The organism is Pseudomonas brassicacearum, assembly GCF_003732265.1.
In the GTDB taxonomy this organism is placed as follows: domain Bacteria; phylum Pseudomonadota; class Gammaproteobacteria; order Pseudomonadales; family Pseudomonadaceae; genus Aquipseudomonas; species Aquipseudomonas brassicacearum_D.
Map to the genome: position 1 here is coordinate 198,829 of NZ_MOBK01000001.1, position 25,964 is coordinate 224,792.

Consider the following 25,964-nt stretch of genomic DNA (forward strand, 5'->3'; position numbering starts at 1 on the left):
AAGTGTGGGAGCGGGCTTGCTCGCGAAAGCGGCCTCAGGAACACCAAAGAATCTCCGGAAGAATCCAATAATTAGAAGAGGTGTCGATATGCGTCTATTGAAATCCATGGTCCCGGTCGCGCTGGCGGCAATGTTCAGTGCCGGCGTGCAGGCTCAGCCACAGGTCAGCGTCTATAACTGGACCGATTACATCGGCGAAACCACCCTCGCCGACTTCCAGGCCAAAACCGGGATCAAGGTGATCTACGACGTCTTCGACTCCAACGAAACCCTGGAAGGCAAACTGCTCGCGGGCCGTACCGGCTACGACGTGGTGGTGCCGTCCAACCACTTCCTCGCCCGTCAGGTGAAAGCCGGCGCGTTCCTGAAACTCGACCGCGAACAACTGCCGAACTTCAAGAACCTCGACCCGAAACTGTTGGCGCTGCTGGAAAAGAACGACCCGCAAAACGCGCACTCGGTGCCGTACCTGTGGGGCACCAACGGCATCGGCTACAACGTAGACAAGGTCAAGCAAGTGCTGGGGGTCGATCACATCGATTCCTGGGCCGTGCTGTTCGAGCCGGAAAACATCAAGAAACTCAGCCAGTGCGGCGTGTCGATGATGGACTCGGCGGATGAAGTGTTCCCGGCGATCCTCAACTACATGGGCATGGACCCGCGCAGCGAAAACCCCGAAGACTTCAAAAAGGCCGAAGCCAAGTTGTTGGCGATTCGCCCTTACATCACCTACTTCCACTCCTCGAAGTACGTGTCGGACCTGGCCAACGGCGACATTTGCGTGGCCTTCGGCTACTCAGGTGACGTGTTCCAGGCCGCCAACCGCGCCAAAGAAGCCAAGAACGGCGTGAACATCGCTTACGCCATTCCCAAGGAAGGCAGCAACTTGTGGTTCGACTTGCTGGCCGTTCCCGCCGACGCGAGCAACCCAAAAGAGGCCCACGCATTCATCAACTACCTGCTGGACCCACAAGTGATTGCCAAGGTCAGCGCATCGGTCGGTTACGCCAACCCGAACCCGGCGGCCAAGGCATTCATGGACCCGGAACTGGTGAACAATCCTGAGGTGTACCCATCGCAGGCTGTCCTCGACAAACTCTACATTTCGACCACCCCGCCCCAGGCGATCATGCGTTTGATGACCCGTTCCTGGAGCAAAGTGAAGTCCAACAAATGACTCAGTACAGCAACGAACACGCCCATTCCTACTACGCCGCGTCGGCTAACGGCCTGACGCCGCGCCCCACGCTGGCCTCGGACCTGACGGCCGATGTCTGCGTGATCGGCGGCGGCTTCACCGGCGTCAACACCGCCATCGAACTGGCGCAACGTGGGCTCTCGGTAATCCTGCTGGAGGCCCGGCGGATTGGCTGGGGCGCCAGCGGACGCAACGGCGGCCAGTTGATTCGCGGCATCGGCCATGACGTCAGCGGGTTTGCCAAGCATGTCGGGGCCGAAGGTGTGCGCTACCTGGAACGCGCCGGTGTCGAATCGGTGCAAGTGGTGGGCAATCGGGTTCGCGAACACGGCATCGATTGCGACCTGCGCTGGGGCTTCTGCGAACTGGCCAACACCCCGGCGCAGTTCGCCGGGCTGAAGGCCGAACACGCGGAACTGATCGCGTCGGGCTACGCCCATGAAACCCGCCTGGTCGAACCCGGGCAGATCCGCGAGCAGGTGGTGAACTCCGGCGTGTATGCCGGTGGTTTGCTGGACATGGGCTCGGGGCACTTGCACCCGTTGAACCTGGTACTCGGCGAAGCCAAGGTCGCGCAATCCCTCGGCGTGCAGATCTTCGAGCAGAGCCCGGTGCTGGAACTGATCCATGGCAGTACCGTGCAGGTACGGTGCGCCGGCGGTACGGTGCGCGCCGGCAGCCTGGTGCTGGCGTGCAACGCGCATCTGGAAGAACTCGAACCCAAGCTCAGCGGCAAGGTGCTTCCGGCGGGCAGTTACATCATCGCCACCGAACCCCTGTCGGAAGAAGCCGCGGCGCAACTGATCCCACATAACGTCGCATTGTGCGACCAGAAAGTCGGCCTCGATTACTACCGGCTCTCGGCGGACCGGCGTTTGCTGTTCGGCGGGGCTTGCCATTATTCCGGTCGCGATCCGGCAGACATCGCCGCCTACATGCGCCCGCACATGCTCAAGGTGTTCCCGCAACTGGCCAATGTACGGATCGACTATCAATGGGGCGGCATGATCGGCATCTCGGCCAATCGCTTCCCTCAGGTCGGCCGCTTGAGCCAGCACCCGAATGTGTTCTACGCCCAGGGCTACTCCGGCCATGGCCTGAACGTCACCCATTGGTGCGCCAAGCTGTTGGGCGAAGCCATCCATGCCGGGCACAGCAAAGGCTTCGACGTGTTCAGCGCGGTGCCGCACATGACCTTCCCCGGCGGCCGCGCCCTGCGCTCGCCTCTGCTGGCGTTGGGCATGTTGTGGTATCGGATGCGCGAAATGTTGGGTTAACGGTGTGTGGCGAGGGGGATTGCCCCCCTCAGTCACTCTGCCGGGGCGTATTGCATCTCGCCATTGCCGAATGACCAATCCTCGCGCTTCACATCCACCAGGCTGATCCAGACATCTTCCTTGCGCAGCCCTGTCCTTGCGTGAATGCCTTCGGCAATCGCCCGGTAAAAGGCTTTCTTGACCTCAACGGTTCGTCCCGCATTCCACGTCACTTGAATGAACACGATCCCCGGGGTGTACGTCAGGCCCAGGTAGCCGGCCGACGGATAAACCAGCTCATCCTTGCGGTGGCGATTGATGATCTGGAACTTGTCGTGCTCGGGAACGTTGGCCGTCTGCATCATGGCCTCGTAAACCACATCGCTGATGGCGGCGACGGTTTCTTCGCAGGTATCAGCGGCAACATCGATTCTGGCTAAAGGCATAGTGGATTCCTGCTGGGGTTGAGGGTGGATGCGGCTTGCGATTCAAGTTAAGGCGGCGGGAACGGCGCGCGGCGCAGACTTCCCGACTTGCAATACATAGACCCCGACGATGATGCACAGCAGTGCCAGCACATCATGGGCCTGCAACGGTTCATGGATCAGCAATGCACCAATGCCCAGCGCCACGACGGGCGGAATGTAAGTGACACCCGCCGCCTTGAGCGCGCCGAGGTGCTGCACCAGAAAGTAATACAACAGGAACGCCACGCCGGTGCCGATGATCCCAAGCCCCAACACCAGCCCACTCAAGGCGACAGGCGCGTGTGCAATGCGCTCGATCCCGTGAAAATCGGTGGTCAACAACAGCACCAGCAGCGCCAGGCCGATCTGGTACGTGGACAACGCCAGCGGCGACAGATCCTTGTCCATCAGGAACCGTCTGGCGTAAACGAATGAGCAACCCAGGCTCAGCGAACCGCCGACCATGTACAGCACGCCACGGATATCAACGCCGTTGCTGCCGCTGTTCCATGGCTGGGCGATGAGCAGCACACCGACAAAACCGATCATCAGGCCCGTCACCGTCAAGCGATTGATCGGTTCCTGGCGCAAAAACACAAACGCCGTCAAAAAGGCGAAGAGCGGAATCGCACCGCTGAGCATGCCGGCGATGCCCGAAGGAAGCAGCGCCGCGCCTTTGGCAAACGCCAGGTAATACACGGTGGTGGCGAGCAAGGACATGACGAAGAAATGGTGCAAGTAGCGCAAATGGGACCAGCGCAACGCACGGCGTGACAGTGCCAGGACAAGGATCGGAACGAAGCCAAAGAGCACCCGCAACAGCACAATCTGCATCGGCGTTATCACCTCGGCAGCCCACTTCATGAAAATGAAATTGGTGCCCCAGATCAGCCCGAGCAATGCAAAGGCAGGATAGACAAATTTGTTCATGATGAACCTCTGCACGGGGAGTTAATGTGCGAAGGTACGGGCTAAAAGCCAAACTGAACAAACGATTAAAAAACCTGTATGGAGTAGAAAAACTTCAGTATGAACGGCATGCCTCCCCTAAAAGCCCTGATCGCGTTCGATGCCGCGATGAAACACGCCAGTTTTACCGAAGCGGCGGCGGAACTGCATGTCACCCCGGGCGCCGTGGGGCAGCAGATCCACAAGCTCGAGGAATGGTTAGGTACGCCGCTGTTCGTCCGGTCGGTGCGGCAAGTCCAGCCGACTCAAGCCGCGTTGAGTTACTGGGCCTCCGTGCAACCGGCGTTGCTGCGGATCCAGCAAGCCAGCAACGAGCTGCGTCTGAGCAACGTCAATGAAGTGTGGTTGTCCATGCCGCCGACGCTGGCAGCGAAATGGTTCGCGCCACGAATGGCCGACTTCTTGAGTTTCAGGCCGGACATTTCCCTGCACCTGAGTGCATCGACGGCCTTGATCGACTTTGAGCGGGACCGGGTTGATCTGGCGATCCGCTACTTTGACGGCAACGATCCGTCGTTGGACTCCACCTTGCTGTATCGCGATGAAGCGCGGCTTTATTGTTCACCCGACTATGCCCGCAAACTCAAACTCAAAGGCCCCGAAGACCTGGTGCGGGCGACACTCCTGCAAACCACCCTGCTCCCCCACTGGACGCCGTGGTTCAAACGGTTCAGCCAATTGACCGACGCGCAGGTGGCGGGCATTCCCAGCCAACATTTCGATCAGTCCATTCTGGCCATAGAAACGGCACGACATGGACAGGGGGTTGTACTGAGCAGCGCGGTCCTGACGGAGGTGGAAGTGCGCAATGGCTCGCTGTGCGAACCCTTTGACATGCGCCTGCCGGTGTCCAGAGGCTATTACCTGGTTCACCACCGTCAGGCCGGCTTACGTCCGGCCGCTGCGGTATTGAAGAAGTGGTTGATTGACCGGGCCAGCGCGGAGCAATCAACCACTTCCACGTGACCCGTTAACGCCCCACCGCCGCTTCAATCGCCGCAATGTCGATCTTGCCCATTTGCATCATGGCCTCGAACGCTCGCTTGGCCTTCGCTTGATCAGGATTGGTGACTGCGGCCGTCAACACACGCGGGGTGATTTGCCACGACAACCCCCACTTGTCCTGGCACCAGCCGCAGACATTTTCCGTGCCGCCGTTGCTGACAATCGCGTTCCACAGGCGATCCGTTTCGGCTTGGTCGTCGGTCGCGACCTGGAACGAAAAGGCCTGGTTATGCTGGATCCCCGATCCGCCGTTCAGGCCGAGACACGGAATGCCCATCACCGTGAACTCAACCGTCAAGACATCGCCCTGCTTGCCCGCGGGATAGTCACTCGGCGCGCGGTGCACGGCACCTACGGCACTGTCGGGAAACGTCTGGGCATAGAAGGTCGCCGCTTCCAGCGCAGTGCCGTCGTACCAGAGACAAATCGTGTTTTTGCTGATCATCTTGGTTCTCCTCGATTGGAACTCGAAGGTGCATTTTAGCAGCGCAGAGGATTGCGACCGGACGCCGAGGTGTTTACCGAGATTCGAGCAGGATCACTCATGAGCGAACCCCGCCGTTACGCAGTGGTCACAACTTGTGATGGCATCGCAACTGATCAGCGGCCCGGGGCCTCTATCTTCAAGCGCGACGCTTGCAGTCCCAACCTTTCAGGGTGCGCCGGATAACGTCAGCAAGCTCGGTTCCCGTCTATTACAGGCACTGGCTGCTGTCCCATCCAAGCTCCCTTTCTCGGAGTACGGAAATGACACAATCAATGCGGTTCTTCCTCTCGTTCTTCCTCGCGACCGCCGCGCTAGCCTCGGCGAGCCTGCTCAACACCGCGGGTGCAGCCACCGCCGAGGATTTGAATGCCGATGCTCGGCAAGAATTGAAAATCCTCTACAAATCCACCCCAGCTGCCGAAACCCTCTCAAAACAAGCCAAGGCTATTTTGGTCTTCCCGAAAATCATCAAGGCCGGCCTGGTGTTCGGCGGTAGTTATGGCGAAGGCGTGTTAATTGAAGGCACGAAAATCGATAAGTATTACAACTCCGTCAGCGGGTCATGGGGGCTGCAGGCAGGCGCCCAGTCGTATGGGTATGTGGTGTTTCTGATGACCGACAAAGCGGTGAAATACCTCGCCGAAACCAAGGGCTGGGAAATCGGTGTAGGGCCAACGGTGGTTGTAGTGGATGAAGGGATTGCGAAGAACCTGTCCAGCTCGACGATGAAAGATGACGCGTACGCGTTCATTACCGACCAGCAAGGCTTGATGGCCGGGGTTAGCATCGAAGGCACGAAGATTTCGCAGATCAAACGCTGAAATCGTTGGTTTTGAGCGTCTGGCGCCCTCGCCGATCATTCTTCTGGCCGGTTCCTGCCCGTCGTAACGGGCAGGAATCGCCTGTGGATTCAACCGGTCGAGGCAACAGATTGGCTAAATCGTTCAACGGGCGCTTCGTCGTTCAATGTTTTCCGAGGGGCAGCCATATATTTGCCTTGCCCTTCATTAAGCGAGGCTTGCGACCGAGGTTTTGATTACCGACTCATTTATCCCCATAAATGACTGTAGCTCTACGCAGCGGCCAATTAAGTCTCAGGAGCCCGCTGTAAGGTGTAGTATCAACACCTGTCCTTCAGATATCAGTTAGCCATGTCCACGCTAAGCGAAGAGAGCCGTCAGATCGTAGCTTCTCTGGCGCACCGTGTTGGCCCTAACGCTGACATTGCAACAGTCGCACAAGCGATCGCTTCAATATTGCAGGATATGGACGCAGCCCTCACGCCCATCATTGGCCAGCAAGGGGTTGCCGCGCTTTATCGCCGCAGCCTTCAACTGTGCGCCTCCCTTCATCCGCGCCTGGCCGGAACCTATGACAGTGTGCAGGCCTCCCTGGATCTGATTGCCCTCAAGTCCGTAATCGTTGAGCAAAGTGAAGCCGATGGGTTGTTTTTCGGTGAAACGTTGCTGATGACCTTTTACGAGTTGCTAACCACGCTGATCGGGCCATCGCTCACTGCCCGTTTGCTGCGTGGCGTGTGGGACCCTTCTTTGAGCGACACCCCTTCGCAGGAAACTTCGCCATGAGCACCAAAGTGACTATCAACCGTCTGGCCACCGGCGTGCCAGGACTGGACGAGGTGCTGGGCGGAGGTTTGCCGGAGTTTTCGTTCAACCTGATCGCTGGTCCGCCTGGCTGCGGCAAGACCACTCTGGCACATCAAATGATGTTTGCCCTCGCTACGCCCGAGCGTCCGGCGTTGTTCTTCACCGTACTGGGCGAGCCGCCGCTGAAGATGCTGCGTTATCAGCAGCAGTTCGACTTTTTTGACAGCGAAGCGATCAACCATTCGATCCGCTATATCAACCTGGCCGCCGATACGCTGGCAGGGAATCTGGACGAAGTGCTGCGGCGCATTGTCAGCGAGGTGGAGACGCATTCCCCGGCGCTCGTGTTCGTCGACTCGTTCCGTTCGGTGGTGCTGGCCAGCCAGACCCAGGACAACCCGAACAACAACCTGCCGCAGTTCGTTCAACAACTGGGCATGTTGATGACCACCTGGCAGGCGACGACGTTCCTGATTGGCGAATATTTCACTGAAACCGACACCAACCCGATTTTCACCGTGGCCGATGGCCTTATCTGGCTGCGCCAGAGCGTTCAGCGCAACTCAATGGTGCGCAAGATGGAAATCATGAAGATGCGCGGCCAGCCGACATTACCGGGGCTGCACACCTTCCGCATCGCAACGTCGGGGATCAAGGTCTTTGCGCCAGCAGCACTCAACCCGTTTGAAGCACCGTTGGAGTTCCCGATCAAGCGCCTGAAAATGGGCGTGCCACAGCTCGATGAAATGCTCGGCGGAGGCCTGCCCCGTGGTTACTCGTTGCTGGTGGCCGGGCCGTCGGGTTCGGGCAAAAGCATTCTGGCGTCCACCTTCCTGGCCGAAGGCGCGAGAAATGGTGAAACCGGCGTGATCGCGGTGTTTGAACAACGACCTAATCACTCCCAGAACGCCACCCTTGCGGGCCTGATCCAGAGCGGACAGGTCAGTCTGGTGGACAGCCGCGCCCCGGACCTGTCCATCGACGAGATCGTGCAATTGCTGCTCAGCGAGATCAGCCGACTGAAAGCCACCCGCGTGGTGATCGACTCTTTGTCAGGCTTCGAACTGGCGCTGGCGCCAACCTTCCGCGAAGATTTTCGCGAATCGCTGTCGCGCATGGTCACTGCTTTGACGAGCGCCGGGGTCAGTGTGTTGCTGACCTCGGAGCTGGAAGACCGCTACACTGATCTACGCTTCAGCCCTTACGGCACGGCATTTCTCACCGATGCGATCATCGTTCAGCGCTATATAGAAGTGCGGAGCCGCCTGATGCGCATCATGGCCGTGGTCAAAGTCCGGGCCAGCGCTCACTCCGATGAGTTGCGCCTGTACCGCATCGACAATAACGGTTTGCAGATCGGCGACATGTTACCGGACCAGGAAGGTCTGCTCGGAGGCCGTCCTACCCGGCAGCATTCGGGCAATGACAACGGATGAACGAAAATCATGACTGAGGCAAATGGCAAGAACGAACTGGCGATGGTTTCGGCCGCTCGCGAGCTGTTCCTGCTTGGCCAGAAAACCGTCGAGGCGCGCGCGGTACTGGCGGCGCTGAATCAGGAACTGAACGACGCCAACACCCAGCTCGCCCATAACCAGCAGCTCGAGCAATTGATCGAGGCCAATCAGCAATTGGTCCTGGCGATTTTGTTGGCGCAGTCGGATGCGGAAAAACCCCAGCGCTCTGCTGAGGAGCAACAGCGCTACCTGGAAATGCGCGAAGCCAACGAACAATTGATCCTGGCGGCCCTCAGTGCGCAAAACTTGCAGGCTTCGGCCGAGCATAGCCTGGAACAACAACGCAACATCCTGACGATGGTCGCCCATGAACTGCGTAACCCGCTGACGCCCATCAGCATGATCGCCGGCCGGCTGGTGCGGGTGCCCAGTGAAGAACTGCCGAGAATGCAGGCGCTGATTGAAGGTCAGGTGCAACACATGTCCCGGTTGGTGGACGATTTGCTCGACGTCTCCCGGGCCAGCACCGGCAAGCTGCGACTGGATTGCCACCTCGTCGACATGGTGCAGATCATCCATCAGGCCATCGACGTGTGCAGCCCGTTGATGACGTCCCACCATGTGCACTTCACCGCCGAACTGCCCGAGTTCGCGCTCACAGTAGAAGGCGATCCCGTACGGCTCGCGCAGATCCTCGGCAACCTGCTGGGCAACGCGGCCAAGTACACGCCAGCTGACGGCAGCGTCACGCTTTCGGTGACAGCCCAAGCCGATCTGCTGCAGATGAGCATCCGCGACAATGGCATCGGTATTTCCGCCAAGGCGCTGCCGTTTATCTTCGAACCATTTGTACAGGATGTGCATGCCGTCGGCTTCAATGGCGCAGGCCTTGGCATTGGTTTGACAGTGGTACGGGAGCTCGTCGAAGCCCATGGCGGCACGGTGAGGGGGATGAGCGAAGGCGACGGTAAAGGAAGCGAGTTTGTGGTGACTCTGCCGCTGGTGAAAAATCCAATTTTTTGACAAGGGTATTGGGAGCACTACTACCCGGCAATCCTTTCTTCCACAACGGCGTTTATCGATCTTCGACTCGGACCCTGTGACCTGGCCATGAATGAACACCTTTTCGTCGTCATTCACCTGTGTCTCTGCGCGGCATGGATCATGGCAGTCGTCGGCGTGCTGTTTTGGTTCGGTTTAACAGTCGCTTGATAGCTCTCCATCGACGGCGGTGACGCTTGGCAGTCTTCAAAATGATGCTGTAACAATGGCACACCTCGCCAATACCCAACGTAGACGCCTGCTCGCCGCAAAAAACCCTCCTTGCAAGCGCGATAAGTAGCTAGCTATTTGTTAACAAAAGTCTGAAGTATTCATTTGAACTTTCAGATTCTTTCGTCGCACCGCCTGTGCGTAACATCGGCGCCACAGTGAACCGGCTTCGGTATCGCTCGGTGGGTCAGATGACGCAGGAATCCGGATGTAACGTCCTCTGCCCCGCCTGACTACTGATCGCTGATTGGCCTGGCGCCATCGAAGTGCTTTTGCAGTAGGCCATGGGGTTTTTGAGGATCACCGATGAAGCTGGAAATCTTTCGCACGCTGTGGGGTTACACCGCCAGCAAAGCTCAAGCGCTCGAGGAGCTGCTGCAAGCGGGCTTTGATGGCATGGAAGCACGCCTGCCCCTGGACGCCCGGGAACGGGCTGAGTTTGGCGCCTTTCTCCAGGCCAACCGCCTGGGCTATATCAGCACCGTCTTCACCGCGTACGACGTGCTGCCGGAGCAGTCGGCATCGCCTGCCGTCCACCTCAATGACCTCGATCAGAAACTCGCCTGGGCCGCCGAGCTGGGCCCACGTTTCGTCAACGTGCTGGCGGGCAATGATCGCTGGTCCTTGCCGCAACAAGTCGAGTTCTTCGGTCAGGCACTGGAACTGGCGCGCAAGCATGGTCAGGTTTGCAGTTTCGAAACCCACCGTTCGCGTTCGCTGTTCAACCCCTGGGTGACCCTGGAGTTGATCCGTCAACTGCCCGATCTGTTGTTCACCAGCGACATCAGTCATTGGGTGGTGACTTGCGAACGACTGCTCAATGACCCGGCCGATGACCTCAGCGCTTTCATCGAGCGCGTTCACCATATCCAGGCCCGGGTCGGTTACGACCAAGGCCCGCAGGTCCCGCACCCGGCAGCTCCCGAATATGCAAAAGAACTGGCTTTCCATCAGCAGCACTGGGAAAGCATCTGGCGTTCGCAGCAAGCCCGCGGTTACCAGGTCAGCACCCTGACCCCGGAATTCGGCGCCGATGGCTACCTGCATCATTTGCCTTTTACCAACGTCCCGGTGGCCGACTTGTGGTCATTGAACGTGTGGATGGGCCAGACCGAGCGCGAGCACTTCGAGCGTTTCCACCACTCAAGCCATCCTTAGGGAGCCGATGCGTCATGCCTGACAATAAAAACAACAGCGCCAGCACTGACACCCACACAGCCAACTTCAATAGCATCCCGGTGGTGAACATCGCCGGTCTGTTCAGTTATGAACTGGAACACCGCCTGGCCGTGGCCGAACAATTGGGACGCGCCGCCAGCGACGTCGGTTTCCTCTATATCACCGATCACGGCATCGACCCGCAACTGATCGCCAACCTGCGCAAGGCTGCCAAGGATTATTTCGACCAGCCTTTCGACACCAAGATGCAGCACTACATTGGCACCTCGCAAACCCACAAGGGCTTTGTTCCCGAAGGCGAAGAGGTCTACTCCAAAGGCAAGCCGGACCACAAGGAAGCCTTCGACGTCGGCTTCGAAGTCCCGGCCGATGACCCGCTGGTGCTGGCCAACACTCCCTTGCTGGGGCCTAACGACTGGCCGCAGCTGGCAGGTTTCAAGGCATCAGTGCAGGCCTACTATGAAGCGATCTTCGCGTTGGGCCGGCGCCTGTTCGGCGGCTTTGCCCTGACCCTGGGCCTGGAAGAAAACTATTTCGACAGTCTGGTCACTCGTCCGCCATCCAAACTGCGGCTGATTCACTACCCCTTCGACGGTGCCGCCCACGACGCACCGGGTCTTGGCGCCCATACTGATTATGAGTGCTTCACCATTCTCTTGGCCGACAAACCTGGCCTTGAGGTGATGAACAGCCTTGGGCAATGGATCGATGCACCACCGATGGCTGATGCCTTTGTGGTCAACATCGGCGACATGCTGGAAGTGATGACGGCAGGCGCATTCGTCGCCACTGCGCACCGGGTGCGCAGCGTGAAAGAGGAGCGCTATTCCTTTCCTCTGTTTTATGCCTGCGACTATCACACCCAGATCAAACCGCTGCCAGGGTTCGCCCAGGCAGGCAACGACTACGAAGAAATCACGATCGGCGAACACATGTATGGCCAGGCTCTGCAGACCTATCAGTATCTGCGTCAGAGGGTAGCCAACGGGGAAGTTCAACTGCCAGGCAAGGCACGTAAGCCCGCCAGTTTCGGACATTTGAAAAATCAGGCTCAACCGTCCTGATTGAAGTTTTCAGTTACACCCTTACCTACGCCGGAGTCAGTAAAAAATGAAAAACAATAAAAAGAACCTGTTGAGCTTGGCTGTATTGGCAGCCGGTATGCTCGGTGCCTCGGTGAGCATGGCGGCGGCCGGTCCGTTCAAGGTCGGCATGGAGATCACCTACCCGCCGTTCGAGTCCTATGACAAGGACAAAAACGTGGTGGGTTCCGATCCCGAACTGGCAGCGGCACTGGCCAAGCACATGAACACCACGGTGGAGTTCGTCGACACCAAGTTTCCGAGCCTGATCCTGGGCTTGAACTCGGGCAAATACGACGCCGTCATTTCCGGCATGTACATCACACCGGAACGCCAGACTCAGGCCCAGACCATCGCCTATGCCAACACCGGTGCCGCGGTCATGGTGCCCAAGGGCAGCGAAATCAATGCGAAAAAACCTGAAGACCTGTGTGGTTTGAAACTGGGTCTGGAACAGGGCACCACCTGGGTCAAGGAATTCCGCAAACTGTCCGATGACTATTGCGTGCCCAACAACAAAGGTGCCATCACCGTCAGCGAATACCCTTCGGCGCCTGAAGTCACCCAGGCCCTGTTGTCCAAGAACATTCAGGCCCAGGTTGAAATCGCTGGCGCGGCAAAATTGATCGCGGAAAAGACCAACGGCCGGGTAGTCATCACCACCGATCACCCGATCTATCAGCAAACCCTGGGCATTTTCGTCAAGAAAGGTAACGAAGAAACCTTCCAGGCGGTGCAAAAGGCCTTCGAGGAGACCAAGAAGAGTGGTGAGTATGCCGCTATTCTTAAAAAATACGCCTTGGAAGAGCCGACCTCCAATTAAGAACCTGTCCTTGTAGTCTGGTCATCTGCCGCCCCTGCACGGGGGCGGCAGATCGAGGTGCCCTATGCCATTCGATTGGTCGTATTTCTTCTCCCTGTTCTCCCTGCCGGACTTCTGGAATGCCTGCGTCACGGTGATCCAGCTTAGTGCCCTGGCCTGGTTCATCGGCATGCTGCTGGGTTTTCTCCTGGCCACCGCCAAGCTGTCCCAATCGCCCTTGCTGCGCATTCCCGCCGCGGTCTACATCTGGTTCTTTCGCAGCATCCCGTTGCTGGTGCTGGTGGTGTTCGTCTACAACCTGCCGCAATTGTTTCCCGGTAGCGGCCCGATTCTGTCCAACCCCTTCTACTCCGGCTTGTTGGCCCTGGTGGTCACCGAAGCGGCGTACATGGCGGAGATCCATCGTGGTGGCCTTATTTCCGTGGCCAAGGGCCAGAAGGAAGCCGGCCGCGCGTTGGGTGTTGGCGTGTTAGGCATGCAACGCTTGATCGTAATCCCCCAGGCATTCCGTATTTCGCTGCCCACGTTGATCAATGAATACATCACGGTGGTCAAGCTGACATCGCTGGTCTCGGTCATCTCCCTGACCGAAATCCTCACGGTCGGCCAACGCCTCTATGCCACTAACTTCCTGGTCATGGAAACCCTGGCGGCGGTAGGCGTCTACTACGTGTTGATCGTCACCGTGTTCGGCTTTTTCCTGCAGCGTCTGGAACGCTACCTGGACCTGAACTTCCGCAAGCCGCACACACTCGATGACGCGGCCGTGGCCAGGTTCAAAGCCTGCGCCGAAGCATTGCCCGACAGTGCGCGCAAAGCCGCCGGCAACAACACAACGCCCATCCTGCAATTGAAGAACATCCAGAAGAGCTACGGCACGCATAAAGTGCTGCTGGGCATCGACCTCAAGGTCGAATACGGCCAGGTGGTCTCGATCATCGGGCCCTCCGGCTCCGGCAAGACGTCGCTGATCCGCACGGTCAACGGGCTGGAAAGCATCGATACCGGCGACATTCTGTTGTTCGGCGAAACCTTCATAGAAGCGTCGGACAAACCCGACAGTTCCCGCCTGCGCAAAGGCGTGCGGCACATCGGCATGGTGTTCCAGAACTTCAATCTGTTCCCGCACCGCACCATTCTCGACAACGTCACGCTGGCACCGCGTTACCACGGTCAGCCAGTCGAGCTGAGTGAACATCGGGCCTATGCGCTACTGGACAAGGTCGGCCTGCTGGCCCATGCCCACAAGTACCCGCATCAGCTCTCCGGCGGGCAGCAACAGCGCGTGGCAATCGCCCGGGCCCTGGCGATGGAACCGCAGATCATGCTATTCGACGAGCCGACTTCGGCCCTCGACCCGGAACTGGTCAACGACGTGCTCAATGTGATCCGCGACTTGGCCAAGGAAGGCATGACCATGCTGATCGTGACCCACGAAATGGACTTTGCCATGTCAATCTCCGATCGGGTGATTTTCATGGAGAACGGCAATATTCAACTCGATGCGGCCCCTGAAACCATACGCTGCGATGCCGAGGGCGAACGAGTGCGGCGCTTTATGGGAGTCGGTGCTCAATCACCCAATCGGTCCGCAGCGGTGGATCACGCATGAACAGGCAGCTACTTTCGTTGAGCACTCTTCTTTCAGGAACACACGCATGAACCTTGGAATAGCAGGACGCTGGGCGCTGGTATGCGCCGCCAGCAAAGGCCTGGGTAAAGCCTGCGCACAGGCACTCGTCAGCGAAGGTGTGAACGTGGTGATTACTGCACGGGGCGAACAAACGCTGAATGAAACAGCCCATCAGCTCAGAGCGATCAATCCTGAGGTGACGGTCATCGCCGTGGCCGGAGACATTTCGACGCCCGAAGGTCGGGCCGCCGCCCTCTTGGCCCACGAGCATTTCGACATCTTGATCAACAACGCTGGAGGCCCGCCTCCCGGGGATTTCCGCGAATGGGATCGCGACGCCTGGCTCAAGGCACTGGACGCCAACATGCTCACCCCGATCGAGTTGATCAAGGCAACGGTAGACGGCATGGCGGCACGCGGATTTGGCCGGATCATCAACATCACGTCGAGTGCCGTGAAGTCGCCTATCGAAAGCCTGGGTCTGTCCAATGGCGCGCGCAGCGGCCTGACGGGGTTCATCGCGGGGCTTGCCCGGCAGGAAAACATTGCCAGTCGTAATGTGACGATCAATAACCTGCAACCGGGCTCCTTCGACACCGATCGACTGCGTGGCAATCTGGTCGCGGCTGCCCGGGAGTCTGGGCAAGACGGTGAGGCATTCCTCGACGAATGCCGTAGTGAAATCCCTGCCAAACGCTTCGGTTCACCCGAGGAGTTCGGTGCGCTGTGTGCCTTCGTTTGCAGCCGGCATGCGGGTTACCTGACCGGGCAGAATTTGTTGATTGATGGCGGGGCAGTTCGCTCCAGTCAATAACAACGGCAGGCGCAACTGGAACGGACCTCGTGATGGTGTCCGTTCCAGCGCGAGATTCCCCCTCGCGCTGCCGGGGTTTAAACAACAAAAATCCTACTTGTTTAAACGAAGCCTCCTGTTACCACCCAAAGGCTACAACGCCTTGCGTCATCGCCTACGGGTAAGACAGAATCCGCCGGCTTGTGCGTCTGGGGCACGGGTTCTATCGTGGCTGGGTCACTGAAAAACAGTGATCGGGTTTGGTAGCCCGGTATGTCCAGGCGCATAGCGCCACCTTTTACAGAGATCGTTTTTATCTCTGTTTTTTATGGTGGCCATGCGTAGGGCTCCCTCGGGAGCGCCGGGTTCCTGGACCGGTCTACCAACCTGTGCATGGCCACCACCTTTCGTTTGGTAGCGAAGGGAGATGGCTCCTCAATAGTTCTTCCAGGAGTTTCACTATGAAAAAACCAACACCCAACCCACCGGACACTGACCCGGCATCACCCTACGAATCGCTCGATTCCAAAAAACTCCACGAAGCGGCCGAACGCGCCCTCGACCATTACCTCAACCCGGCCGCCCAAATCATGGCCAGCACCCACGAACCCGAACCGATGTTCCTCGCCAACCCCAAGTACGACACCGAATCCCTGCTGGTCAACGCCAGTGAATCACTGGGCTCGGCGACCACCATGCTGAGTAATTTGGCGGCGCTACTGGACCACTCAAACCGTAAGACCCTACTGGGGATTACCCAAGTGGTGATGTTGGGGGAATTAGCGGTGAATCAGGCGCTGGATAAGGTTGAAGTGAAGGCGTAAGCACGGCCCTTCTATTCACCTTCATCGAACGTTCCAGTGCGCACCTCCCCTTCGCGCACATATCGGGTGATCAGCACGCCGCCCGGCGTGCTGGTCGAATGCGCCAACGTGAAGGCCGAAGTCTGCGCCGTATCGTCAAACAAGCGCCTGCCGCGCCCGAGCATGACGGGAAACGTCATCAACCGAAGTTCATCGACCAATCCGGCAGCAAGCAGTTGCCGCACCAGATCGCCGCTGCCTTGGGTCAACAGGTTGGCGCCGTCCTGTTGTTTGAGCGCACGTATCGAATCGGCAACGTTCCCTTCCAAGGCATGACTGTTCTGCCATTCCAGCGTATCGGGGCGATGCGTGGCCACATGCTTGGGTGCTCGGTTGAACAGGTCAGCAATGCAATGGCTATGTGAATCAGCCTTTTGCCGCGGCCAATACGCCGCAAAGATGTCGTAGGTGCGACGCCCCAGCAGCAACTCGAACGGCTGCGAAAACAGGTCCTGTACCGCCTCGCCAGAGACCTTGTCGGCGTAAGGCACGATCCAGCCACCGAAGCGAAATTCGCCGCTGGTGTCTTCTTCGGGGCCGCCGGGGGCTTGCATTACGCCATCCAGGCTCAGGAAAGCGGCAACGGTGAGTTTGCACATGGTCTTCTCCTGTTGAGTGCACGGTTCGGGAATGCCGGGGATCAGCGTACCCGCCGATTCATTCCCTGATGGATAGTCGAACGGGCCGTTGCGAAATCGACAGTACGCCGTACAAAAGAAGTTCGCCGATACAGCATCGTTTAAACTTTCGATTTGCTCAATTGCGAGGCACTTCTATATTGAGGAGGTGCTCTGAACTTCCTGCCTACTGTTGAGCCTTGGCCCATGGCGAATACTGATCAATTGATCATCTGCGAGCACTGCGACTGTGTGTATGAAAAAGTCACGCTCGCCAAACACCAGAAAACCCTCTGCACGTGCTGCGGCGGCGTGCTCCAACGCTACAACGGCCTGACGGTGGAGCAACGACTGGCGTTGACCTTCACGGCGTTGGTGTTGTGGATTTTCGCTAACTTCTATCCGGTCATGAGCATCAGCCTCAAAGGCCTGAAAAACAGCGCAACCCTGTGGGATTCGGTATTGGCCCTGAGCCTGGGACCGATCACGTTCATCGCGATGGTCGCGGCGATTGCCATGATCATCGCGCCGATTTTCCAACTGTTGCTGCTGATCTGGGTCCTGGGTTTCGCCCTCTCGCACCGACGTTCCCCCGGTTTCAAATTCTGCATGCGCTGGCTGGAGGCCCTGCGGCCGTGGAGCATGCTCGAAGTCTGCCTGCTCGGTGCAATGGTCGCGGTGATCAAACTGGCCGGTTTGCTCGACGTACTGCCCGGCATCGGCCTGTTCGCACTGGCCGTGCTCAGCCTGATGATGATCCGAATCGCCGGGCGCGACATCCGTGAATTGTGGGACATCCTATGAATACGCCCCCGGTCGCCAGCGATCTCAACCTTTGCCTGTGTCATAGCTGCGGCATGGCCTGCGACATGACCGGTGAGCCTCATGAATGCGAGCGCTGCGGTGCGCCGCTGCACCGGCGTAAAACCAACTCGCTGACCCGCACCTGGGCCTACATGTTCACCGCCCTGGCGTTTTACGTCCCGGCCAATCTGTTGCCGGTGATGAACACCAAGATGGTCGGCAACGGCGCCGACAGCACGATCATGAGCGGCGTACTGGATTTCTGGCAGCACGGCGCATGGGACATTGCCCTGATCATTTTCATCGCCAGCATCGCAGTGCCGGGCATCAAGTTCGTGGCCCTGACCATGCTGCTGGTGACCGTCAAGCGCGAGAGCCAATGGGCGCGCAAAGAGCGGTCGAAGTTGTATCGGTTCGTCGAGGTCATCGGTTACTGGTCGATGCTCGATGTGATTGTGGTGGCACTGGTGGCTTCACTGGTCAAGTTTCAAGCCCTGGCCGACATTGAACCGCGCCCGGGCATTCTGTTTTTTGGTTTGGTGGTGGTGTTCACCATGCTGGCGGCAATGAGTTTCGACCCGCGCCTGATCTGGGATCAAAAGCGGGAAAACCCACAAAACGAGGAGGTCATGGATGAAGTCACAAGCCACTGAAGGGCCTCAAGCCCCCGGACAGGCCCCGGTCAAGACCGGTCGCAGCCTCTCACTGGTCTGGATCGTGCCCATTGTTGCGGTATTGGTGGGACTGTCACTGGTGGTCCACAGCATCTTGCAGGAAGGCCCGACCATCACTGTCACGTTCAAGACCGGTTCTGGCCTGACGGCCAACAAGACCGAGGTCAAATACCGCAACGTGGTGATCGGCCAGGTCTCGGACGTGGAGCTGAGCAACGACCAGAAGAGTGTCAACGCCACGATCAAACTGACCAAACAAGCCGAAAGTTTCACCCGTTCAGACTCGCAGTTCTGGGTCGTGCGGCCACGCATCGGGGCCGGTGGGGTGTCGGGCATTGATACCTTGCTGTCCGGGGACTACATCGGCGCCGACATCGGCCAGGCCAATGGCCGCTCGAAAAACTTCCAGGGTCTGGAGAATCCACCACCGATCACCTATGGCGAGCCTGGCAAACGGTTCACCTTGCGCACGCCGGACCTGGGTTCACTGGACATTGGATCGCCGGTTTACTACCGCAAGATTCCGGTTGGCCAGGTGGTGGCCTATGCGCTGGACCCCGACGGCAAAGGCGTGAATATCGACCTGTTCATCCATGCGCCCAATGACCAGTACGTCACCGAAAACACCCGCTTCTGGAATGCCAGCGGCGTGGACGTGAGCGTCGGTGCCAACGGCTTTGCGCTCAAGACCGAGTCCCTGTCCGCGATGCTGGTGGGCGGTATTGCCTTCCGCGCGCCGGACTACAACCCCAACGATAAACCGGCCGCCGAAGAGTATGCCTACGAGCTGTTCGAAGACCAGCAAACAGCCCTCGCCCCGCCCAATGGCAAGGCGCAGTTCCTGGCCCTGCGTTTCGATCAGGCGATGCGCGGGCTCAAGGTCGATGCGCCGGTGGAATTCCTCGGCATGGAAATAGGCAAGGTGGTGTCGGTCAATCTGGATTTTGACCCGGTAAAACGTACCTTCCCGGTCAATGTCGGCATTGTGATCTACCCGCAGCGTCTGGGTCAGGCCCACACCAAAATGATCAAGGCGCTCAATCATGACCCCAATGACGAAGCGGCTGGCGTGCGGATGATCGGCAGCTTCATCGACAACGGTCTGCGTGCCCAGGCGCGTACCGGCAACCTGTTGACCGGCCAGTTGTACATCGCCCTGGACTTCTACCCTAAAGCTGAAAAAGTCGCCTTCGACCCCACCGCACGCCCGGTCATGATTCCGACCCTGCCGGGCAGCCTCGAACAGTTGCAGGAAAAACTCGAAGCCATGGTGAGCAAGATCAACAAGCTGCCCGTGGAGCGCATTGCCGACAATCTCGACAGCAACCTCGTGGAGCTGCGCAAAGGCCTGGTGAAATTCAACAGCAAGACCCTCCCCGGCGTAGATTCCACACTGTCGGACGTCGGCAAAACCCTGCAATCGGCTAATACCACCCTGCAATCGGCTAACTCCACCATTGCCGAAGATTCGCCACAAAGGGAAAAACTGGGGCAGACCCTGGATGAGCTTTCACGCACGGCGCGATCGTTGCGTGAGCTGACGGATTACCTGGGCCGCCATCCTGAATCACTGATTCGTGGTCGACCTGACAATGCCGCGGCAAAGGACCTTAAATAATGACCGGGCCGCAGAAGAAAGGAGCAACACCCATGGCTTTTTTGCCGAAGCTCACGTTGGTTACTGCGTTGGTGCTGCTCGCGGCCTGCCGCAGTGATCCTGTTCACTACCACACCCTGATGCCGGCTCAAACGGGGGGTGCGACGCACTCCGGCGCGGGGTCCATCGAGATTGAGAGCCTCAGTGTGCCGGCACAGGTTGACCGGCCACAGGTGGTCATTCGCCAAGGCAACAGCGGCCTGGTGCTGCTTGAAACCGAATGGTGGGGGGCGTCGTTGTCCGATGAATTTCGAAGTGCGCTGGTGGATCAACTGGCCAACACCAACCCTGCGCGCAAGCTGTCGTTGCGCATCGACGTGCAGCGCTTTGACTCTATTCCCGGGCAATACGGGCTGATTGATGCGACGTGGCGCTTGCGCGTCGCCGGCGAAGGCAAAACCGACGCGATCACTTGTCGCAGCACTCTGCAAACGCCTTCGGGACCGACCATTGAGGATCTGGCCCAGGCCCAGCAGAACAACGTCAAGCGCCTGGCTGAACAAATCAGCCAGGCGGCCAGGGGAACACAACAGCGTTGCCCGTCCTCCTGATGACGCCTTCGCACTGATCAGCGGTGCCCCTGTCACCGCTGAACCACCCCTTGCATGACGGTTTGATTTCGACACGCCAACGTCGCAACAGGAATTAAGTAAAAGATAAGGGTTTTCAATCACTAACTAAGTTATCCCCGTCTTCTTTCCGCGCAATTTTTTCACATTCGTTTCACTCCTCCGCTACCTGCGCGGCTCTAGTTTTGCTCGTAATTCTTCTACTTCAGATTACGAACAAAACATGACTTCGCGCACAGTAAAACTGGCTTCACTGATCACCGCCTCAGTGGTTGCTGTCGTCGTTACGGGTTTTGTCTTGTGGCCGAAATCGCCTACTCACCTGGCCAGTGCCAATAACGCCGCCAAGGCTGAGCTCATCCAGGACTGGCAGGCTGGCGAAGTGGTAGCGCTGGTTCGCCACGCCGAGCGGTGCGACCAGTCCAGCAACCCTTGCCTGGGCCCGGCGGACGGTATTACCCGCTTCGGCAATGAGTCCTCCACGGCGGTCGGCCAGCACTTCATACGCCTGGGGATGGCGCAAACCGATGTGTTGAGCAGCCCGGTCACACGCACGATACAAACCTCGCACGCCATGTTCGGCAACGACCCGAAGACTCAGGAATGGCTGGCCAGTTGTGGCAAGACGCTGCGCAACGATGTGGTCGCGCACAAGCAGGCCCATCGCAATCTGGTGTTGGTCTCTCACAGTGGTTGTATCGGCGACTTCCTCGCCGAAACCGGTTTCCCGCATGCAGCCAAGAGTGAATATGGCAGTTCACTGTTCCTGCGCATTGACACTAACGGGCAACTTCAAGTGCTGGGCATTGTTAATCCCGAAGACTGGAACGCTGTGCAGGCTCAATAAAACTCGCCATCCGTCGACGCCGACTCAACTTGAGTTACCCCACTGCCTGTTGAACTTCGCTACCCACGCTGCCCACTCGCGGTATTGCGCCAAGGACGAGTCATGACTTCACTTCATCCATTGCCCCTTTCTGCAGGGCAGTTAACTTGCGCTCGCGCCCCCATCGACCGTTGGCTCGTGCCGGGCCTGTTGTTAGCGTTTGTGGTTTTTTACCTGCTGCCACTGGTGACGCACGGGTTGTGGATTCCCGATGAAGCGCGGTACGGCCAGATCAGCCAGGAAATGCTCCTGAGCGGCAACTGGGTTGCGCCACACTTCATGGGTATTCGTTACTTCGAAAAACCCATCGCCGGTTACTGGATGATCGCCATCGGCCAGGCGATCTTCGGCGATAACCTGTTCGGTGTGCGTATTGCTTCGGCCGTGAGCACCGGGCTGAGTGTCTGGCTGACTTACCTGATCGCCCGCAGGCTTTGGAACGATCCGCGCAAAAGTGCTGCCAGCGCGTTGCTGTACATGAGTTTCGGGCTGATTGCCGGTCAAGCCGGTTATGCCAACCTCGATCCGCAATTCACCCTCTGGGTCAACCTGAGCCTGGTCTCGCTGTGGTTTGCCATCGACAGCCCTACGTCGCGAAACAAAGCGGGCGCGTGGGCGTTGATGGGTTTTGCCTGTGGCATGGGTTTCATGACCAAAGGCTTCCTCGCCTGGCTGCTACCGGTGTTGATCGCCCTGCCCTACATGGTCTGGCAACGGCGCATGGGAGAATTGCTGCGTTACGGGTCGTTGACCGTGTTGGTCGCGGTGGCGGTGTGCTTGCCGTGGGTGCTCGCCATCGCGCATCGGGAGCCGGACTTCTGGAACTTCTTCTTCTGGAATGAACACGTGCGCCGGTTCGCCGCCGATGATGCGCAGCACGCACGGCCATGGTGGTTCTATCTGCCGCTGCTGGTTGCGTCGAGCCTGCCGTGGGCTGCATTGCTGCCCAGCACGTTCATCAACGCCTGGAATCAAAAACGCCAACCCGCCATCGCGTTCATGCTGCTGTGGCTGTTGTTGCCACTGGCGTTCTTTAGCTTGAGCAGCGGCAAACTGCCGACCTACATCATGCCGTGCCTGTTGCCGTTGGCCCTGTTGATGGGGCACACGGTCATGGAACAGTTGAATCAGGGGCGAGGCCGTTCAATCCGCATCAATGGGGTGATCAACATCAGCGTGGGTACCGCGGCCCTGATCGCCTTGCTCTATATGCAAACCAGCAAGGAAATCTACGAAAACACCGAGATGTTCAGCCTGTCCCTGGTGTTCATTGTGTTGATCGGCTGGATCATCTCCAACGCCTTGCAAGTCATGCGGCCATTGACGTTTTGGGCGATGCCGGCCATCGGTATCTGGCTGCTGGTTGCATTGGTACCGGCCGCGATGCCCTCGCAGATCGTCAACAGCAAGATGCCGGATCAGTTTATCGCCGAGCACTTCGATGCCTTGGCGCAAACCTCCTCGTTGCTGAGTAACGACCTGGGGGCGGCTTCGGCGTTGTCCTGGCGTTTGAAGCGGCCACAGGTCGACCTGTTCAATACCGTTGGCGAGCTGAAATACGGCCTCACCGACCCGGCCATGGACTCACGCAAAGTCACCAAGGACAGCGTCGGGAAGTGGATGACCGAGGCGCGTAAAAAAGGCGCGGTCGGCGTGGTCATGCGGGTGAACAGCGTCCAGGAAGTAGAGGAAGTCGAACTGTTGCCTATCGACGGCGTGCGCTATCGGCGAGGCAATTTGCAGATCCTGATATTTCCGAAAAGCGGCCCTGAAAGCGTTTCTGCCAACGTGCAGACTGGAAACCCGTCATGAAATTCTGGGCCAGCGACAAAGGCCGGTTGACGCTCCTGCTGGGCGTCACCGCGCTGATTCTATTGTTGGGCCTGGGCACCCGCGAGTTGTGGGGCGCGGAAACCCGCTGGGCCAACATCGCGTTGCAGATGCTGCAAAGTGGCGACTATTTCGACCCTTACCTCAAGGGCGGGGCGTATTACGACAAACCCCTGCCCTCTTATTGGCTGATCACGGCTTCCGCCTGGTTGACTGGCGGCCTGGACCACTGGTCATTGCGCCTGTCTTCGGTGATGGCCGCGTGGCTGAGCGTGTGGCTGGTGTACCTGATCGGCGAACAGTTGTTCCGCAAAGGCACCGGTTTGATTGCCGGGTGGATGCTGGCGACCACCTTCTATTTTGTTTTCTGGGCGCGGGTGGCCACGGCCGACATCCTCACGGTGTGCGGCGTGCTGGCGGCGGTGTGGTGGTACTGGCGCGGACCGGACGACACCCGCTTGGGTCGTTACCTGGTGTTTTTCCTGCTGCTGTCCCTGACCTCGCTGTTCAAAGGCTTGATCGGTTTCATCCTGCCGGGCTTGTTGCTGTTACCGCATCTGGTTCAGGAGGGACGCTGGAAACACCACCTCAATCTGCGGCTGTGTGCTGCCCTGCTGATCGCCGGCGTTTTCTACATGACCCCCTTCATGCTCTCGCATGTCTACGGTGCGCCGACCTATGGCGAAAGTGGCCTGGGCCTGGTGTTGCGCGAGAACGTGGTCCGTTTTTTCCAGCCGTTCGATAACATCGGTCCGATTTACACCTACCTGCTTTACCTCCCGGTCTACACCCTGCCGTGGGCGCCATGCTGGCTCTTGGCGTGCCGGGTCGCGTTGCGCAACTGGCGCAGTGTCGAGCCCACGACACGTTGGCTGATCTGGGGCCTGGGGTTGCTGATGCTGTTTTTCACCGCCAGTGGCAGTCGACGCAGCTACTACGTGCTCCCGCTTGTGCCCTTTGCCCAATTGCTGGGCGCGTGGTGGATCACCCGGCGCATGGCTGAGCGCAACGCGATCGGTACGTTTGCCAGTCGCGGCTTGAAGATCGGTTTCGGGGTCAGTGCCGTCGCACTGATGGCCGTGCTCGGCGTGCTGTATCCCTGGAGCAACAGCGGTGGCGGCGTGGTGGATTTCGGCGATACGGTCAAGCTTGAAGCCAGTAAACGGGCACCCTTGAATCACTGGCGCATGGTGATGATCGACGTCGACAACAAAGTGCCCCTGTACCTGCAAACCGGCGGTCCGGCGTTTTTTTACGTGCAGCAAACCGAGGACTTCCCTCGCTCCGGCGACACCGCCGCGCTGATGGCCTGGCTGGACCGCACCAGCGGCCAGCACTGGAATGCGCAACGCACCATTGTTGTCGCGCAGTACCGCAACGGCGATGCACTGCCGCTGAACTACCTGAGTGCCGACCACAAGGTCATCACCACCACGCCTACCAATGGCGAGCGGCTGTTTCACGCCCGTGAAGACCAGAGCGTCGCGTTTATCCCAGAGTCCTCCACAACGAAGCATTGAAACGTCGGGCCGCGCTTCCCGGCGTGCCTTTGAGAACAGTACTATCCTTTCGCCACCTTCTACACATGAGCGGCCGCAGGCCGGGTGCTCACAACGAGGTGCGCGAAACGAATTTCTGCCGGGCAAGCCGCTGAGGGGCTGCTAATCTGAATGAAAATGACATGTATTAACGGTTTCTTTGACGTTTTTTTCTCATTTTGCGTTCTACATTCCCTGCCACTCAAAACATGCAAATGATTCGCATTGATTTGCTAGCGAATCGGCGTGCGTGACACCTAACAAGAACAGGAGCCGCCCCCAGAATGACGCCCTCTATCCCTTCGTTCCTCAAAACAGCACTGCTGACCACTGCACTGCTCAGCGCCGGACACGTGTATGCCGCGGATACCGCGGGTATCGTGGTCTACAACGCCCAACACGAAAGCCTGACCAAGGCTTGGGTCGAGGGATTCACTCAGGAGACCGGGATCCCCGTCACCTTGCGCAATGGCGACGACACCGAGATGGGCAACCAGATCGTACAAGAAGGCGCCGCCTCCCCGGCCGATGTGTTCCTGACCGAGAACTCCCCGGCCATGGTGCTAGTGGACAACGCCGGCCTGTTTGCACCGGTCGCGCCGACCACGCTGGAACAAGTCGATGCGGCTTATCGTCCGGCGCATGGCAAATGGGTCGGGATCGCTGCGCGCTCCACAGTATTCGTCTACAACCCGAGCAAACTGCCTGAAGCCGATCTGCCGAAATCGCTGATGGACCTCGCCGGGCCAAACTGGAAAGGCCGTTGGGGCGCATCGCCCGCCGGTGCCGATTTCCAGGCCATCGTTGCTGCCGTGCTGGAACTCAAGGGCGAAGCCGCCACCCTCGAATGGCTTAAAGGCTTGAAAACCAACGCCACGATTTATCGCGGCAACAGCGCCGTGCTCAAGGCCGTCAATGCCGGCCAGGTCGACAGCGGTGTGATCTATCACTATTACAGCTTCGGTGATCAGGCCAAGACCGGAGAAAACAGTAAGAACACCGCCCTGTACTACTTCAAGCATAAAGATCCGGGTGCCTTTGTCAGCGTCTCCGGTGGCGGCGTTCTGGCCTCCAGCAAACACAAGGAAGAAGCACAGGCACTGCTGAAGTGGATCACCGGCAAGGAAGGCCAGAAAGTCCTCGAAACCGGTAAATCGTTCGAATACGCCGTGGGCAAGAACGCCCCCTCCAACCCTAAACTGGTGCCTTTGCAGCAACTCGACGCGCCAGCTGTCGATGCCTCAAAACTCGACAGCAAAAAAGCCGTGGAATTGATGACTCAGGCGGGATTGCTCTAA

25 protein-coding genes are annotated in these 25,964 nt (G+C 58.6%); 21 read left to right on the forward strand and 4 right to left on the reverse strand.

Annotation, left to right across the window (positions count from 1 at the left end):
* Window positions 1-88: 88 nt before the first annotated feature.
* Both BK660_RS00890 and BK660_RS00895 read left to right on the forward strand, forming a co-directional pair.
* Window positions 89-1,177 (forward strand): polyamine ABC transporter substrate-binding protein, encoded by a 1,089-nt coding sequence (locus BK660_RS00890; RefSeq protein ID WP_123431658.1) that lies wholly within the window; start codon window positions 89-91, stop codon window positions 1,175-1,177.
* Window positions 1,174-2,475: an NAD(P)/FAD-dependent oxidoreductase gene (locus tag BK660_RS00895; protein WP_123431659.1), complete on the forward strand. Its 1,302-nt coding sequence runs from the start codon at window positions 1,174-1,176 to the stop codon at window positions 2,473-2,475. Before BK660_RS00890 ends, BK660_RS00895 begins: the two co-directional genes overlap by 4 nt.
* A 32-nt stretch (window positions 2,476-2,507) precedes the next feature.
* Here BK660_RS00895 and BK660_RS00900 read toward each other — a convergent pair whose 3' ends face one another.
* Together BK660_RS00900 and BK660_RS00905 are read right to left on the reverse strand one after the other, a co-directional pair.
* Window positions 2,508-2,900 carry a tautomerase family protein gene (locus BK660_RS00900; protein WP_123431660.1) on the reverse strand — a complete coding sequence of 131 codons (393 nt, stop codon included), beginning with the start codon at window positions 2,898-2,900 and terminating at the stop codon, window positions 2,508-2,510.
* Window positions 2,901-2,942: 42 nt separating this feature from the next.
* Window positions 2,943-3,851, reverse strand: a complete 909-nt coding sequence (locus BK660_RS00905; protein ID WP_123431661.1) for a DMT family transporter — start codon at window positions 3,849-3,851, stop codon at window positions 2,943-2,945.
* A gap of 108 nt (window positions 3,852-3,959) precedes the next feature.
* Here BK660_RS00905 and BK660_RS00910 point away from each other — a divergent pair, with 108 nt between their 5' ends.
* The gene (locus BK660_RS00910; RefSeq protein WP_259698458.1) at window positions 3,960-4,856 is read left to right on the forward strand and encodes a LysR substrate-binding domain-containing protein; all 897 of its coding nucleotides are present in this window, start codon (window positions 3,960-3,962) and stop codon (window positions 4,854-4,856) included.
* A gap of 4 nt (window positions 4,857-4,860) precedes the next feature.
* Here BK660_RS00910 and BK660_RS00915 read toward each other — a convergent pair whose 3' ends face one another.
* Entirely contained in the window at window positions 4,861-5,340 is a 480-nt protein-coding gene (locus BK660_RS00915) for a VOC family protein (RefSeq protein WP_123431663.1), read from the reverse strand.
* Window positions 5,341-5,642: 302 nt separating this feature from the next.
* Here BK660_RS00915 and BK660_RS00920 point away from each other — a divergent pair, with 302 nt between their 5' ends.
* The 10 genes from BK660_RS00920 to BK660_RS00965 all read left to right on the forward strand — a co-directional run bounded on the left by BK660_RS00920 (window position 5,643) and on the right by BK660_RS00965 (window position 16,052).
* Complete coding sequence (locus BK660_RS00920; RefSeq protein ID WP_123431664.1) at window positions 5,643-6,203, forward strand: lipid-binding SYLF domain-containing protein; 561 nt, start codon at window positions 5,643-5,645, stop codon at window positions 6,201-6,203.
* 330 nt (window positions 6,204-6,533) lie between these two features.
* Window positions 6,534-6,968, forward strand: coding sequence for a hypothetical protein (locus tag BK660_RS00925; protein ID WP_259698459.1), 435 nt, complete (start codon window positions 6,534-6,536; stop codon window positions 6,966-6,968).
* Window positions 6,965-8,425, forward strand: a complete 1,461-nt coding sequence (locus BK660_RS00930) for an ATPase domain-containing protein (RefSeq protein ID WP_123431666.1) — start codon at window positions 6,965-6,967, stop codon at window positions 8,423-8,425. Before BK660_RS00925 ends, BK660_RS00930 begins: the two co-directional genes overlap by 4 nt.
* Window positions 8,426-8,434: 9 nt before the next feature.
* Window positions 8,435-9,469, forward strand: a complete 1,035-nt coding sequence (locus tag BK660_RS00935) for a sensor histidine kinase (RefSeq protein WP_123431667.1) — start codon at window positions 8,435-8,437, stop codon at window positions 9,467-9,469.
* A 555-nt stretch (window positions 9,470-10,024) separates the two neighbouring features.
* The gene (locus BK660_RS00940) at window positions 10,025-10,876 is read left to right on the forward strand and encodes a sugar phosphate isomerase/epimerase family protein (protein ID WP_123431668.1); all 852 of its coding nucleotides are present in this window, start codon (window positions 10,025-10,027) and stop codon (window positions 10,874-10,876) included.
* Window positions 10,877-10,890: 14 nt separating this feature from the next.
* A complete protein-coding gene (locus BK660_RS00945) occupies window positions 10,891-11,961 on the forward strand; it encodes an isopenicillin N synthase family dioxygenase (protein WP_123431669.1) in 1,071 nt (356 codons plus the stop codon).
* Window positions 11,962-12,007: 46 nt separating this feature from the next.
* The gene (locus BK660_RS00950) at window positions 12,008-12,802 is read left to right on the forward strand and encodes an ABC transporter substrate-binding protein (RefSeq protein ID WP_123431670.1); all 795 of its coding nucleotides are present in this window, start codon (window positions 12,008-12,010) and stop codon (window positions 12,800-12,802) included.
* Between the two features lie 64 nt (window positions 12,803-12,866).
* Window positions 12,867-14,414: an amino acid ABC transporter permease/ATP-binding protein gene (locus tag BK660_RS00955; RefSeq protein WP_123431671.1), complete on the forward strand. Its 1,548-nt coding sequence runs from the start codon at window positions 12,867-12,869 to the stop codon at window positions 14,412-14,414.
* Window positions 14,415-14,460: 46 nt separating this feature from the next.
* The gene (locus tag BK660_RS00960) at window positions 14,461-15,249 is read left to right on the forward strand and encodes an SDR family oxidoreductase (protein ID WP_123431672.1); all 789 of its coding nucleotides are present in this window, start codon (window positions 14,461-14,463) and stop codon (window positions 15,247-15,249) included.
* 440 nt (window positions 15,250-15,689) lie between these two features.
* Window positions 15,690-16,052 carry a DUF6124 family protein gene (locus tag BK660_RS00965; protein ID WP_123431673.1) on the forward strand — a complete coding sequence of 121 codons (363 nt, stop codon included), beginning with the start codon at window positions 15,690-15,692 and terminating at the stop codon, window positions 16,050-16,052.
* A gap of 11 nt (window positions 16,053-16,063) precedes the next feature.
* Here BK660_RS00965 and BK660_RS00970 read toward each other — a convergent pair whose 3' ends face one another.
* Window positions 16,064-16,690: a dihydrofolate reductase family protein gene (locus tag BK660_RS00970; RefSeq protein WP_123431674.1), complete on the reverse strand. Its 627-nt coding sequence runs from the start codon at window positions 16,688-16,690 to the stop codon at window positions 16,064-16,066.
* A gap of 225 nt (window positions 16,691-16,915) precedes the next feature.
* On the opposite strand from BK660_RS00970, the gene BK660_RS00975 reads away from it, so the two are divergent.
* The 8 genes from BK660_RS00975 to BK660_RS01010 all read left to right on the forward strand — a co-directional run bounded on the left by BK660_RS00975 (window position 16,916) and on the right by BK660_RS01010 (window position 25,964).
* A complete protein-coding gene (locus BK660_RS00975) occupies window positions 16,916-17,512 on the forward strand; it encodes a paraquat-inducible protein A (protein ID WP_123431675.1) in 597 nt (198 codons plus the stop codon).
* A complete protein-coding gene (locus tag BK660_RS00980) occupies window positions 17,509-18,165 on the forward strand; it encodes a paraquat-inducible protein A (RefSeq protein ID WP_123431676.1) in 657 nt (218 codons plus the stop codon). The genes BK660_RS00975 and BK660_RS00980 overlap by 4 nt, the downstream gene beginning before the upstream one ends.
* On the forward strand, window positions 18,146-19,804 hold the full coding sequence (locus BK660_RS00985) for a PqiB family protein (RefSeq protein WP_123431677.1): 1,659 nt from the start codon (window positions 18,146-18,148) through the stop codon (window positions 19,802-19,804). Before BK660_RS00980 ends, BK660_RS00985 begins: the two co-directional genes overlap by 20 nt.
* 32 nt (window positions 19,805-19,836) lie before the next feature.
* Entirely contained in the window at window positions 19,837-20,394 is a 558-nt protein-coding gene (locus tag BK660_RS00990) for a PqiC family protein (RefSeq protein ID WP_123431678.1), read from the forward strand.
* A gap of 241 nt (window positions 20,395-20,635) precedes the next feature.
* Window positions 20,636-21,259: a lipopolysaccharide core heptose(II)-phosphate phosphatase PmrG gene (gene pmrG, locus BK660_RS00995; protein WP_123431679.1), complete on the forward strand. Its 624-nt coding sequence runs from the start codon at window positions 20,636-20,638 to the stop codon at window positions 21,257-21,259.
* A gap of 102 nt (window positions 21,260-21,361) precedes the next feature.
* The gene (gene arnT / locus BK660_RS01000) at window positions 21,362-23,110 is read left to right on the forward strand and encodes a lipid IV(A) 4-amino-4-deoxy-L-arabinosyltransferase (RefSeq protein WP_123431680.1); all 1,749 of its coding nucleotides are present in this window, start codon (window positions 21,362-21,364) and stop codon (window positions 23,108-23,110) included.
* Window positions 23,107-24,648 (forward strand): ArnT family glycosyltransferase, encoded by a 1,542-nt coding sequence (locus BK660_RS01005; RefSeq protein WP_123431681.1) that lies wholly within the window; start codon window positions 23,107-23,109, stop codon window positions 24,646-24,648. The genes arnT and BK660_RS01005 overlap by 4 nt, the downstream gene beginning before the upstream one ends.
* Window positions 24,649-24,950: 302 nt before the next feature.
* The gene (locus BK660_RS01010; RefSeq protein WP_123431682.1) at window positions 24,951-25,964 is read left to right on the forward strand and encodes an iron ABC transporter substrate-binding protein; all 1,014 of its coding nucleotides are present in this window, start codon (window positions 24,951-24,953) and stop codon (window positions 25,962-25,964) included.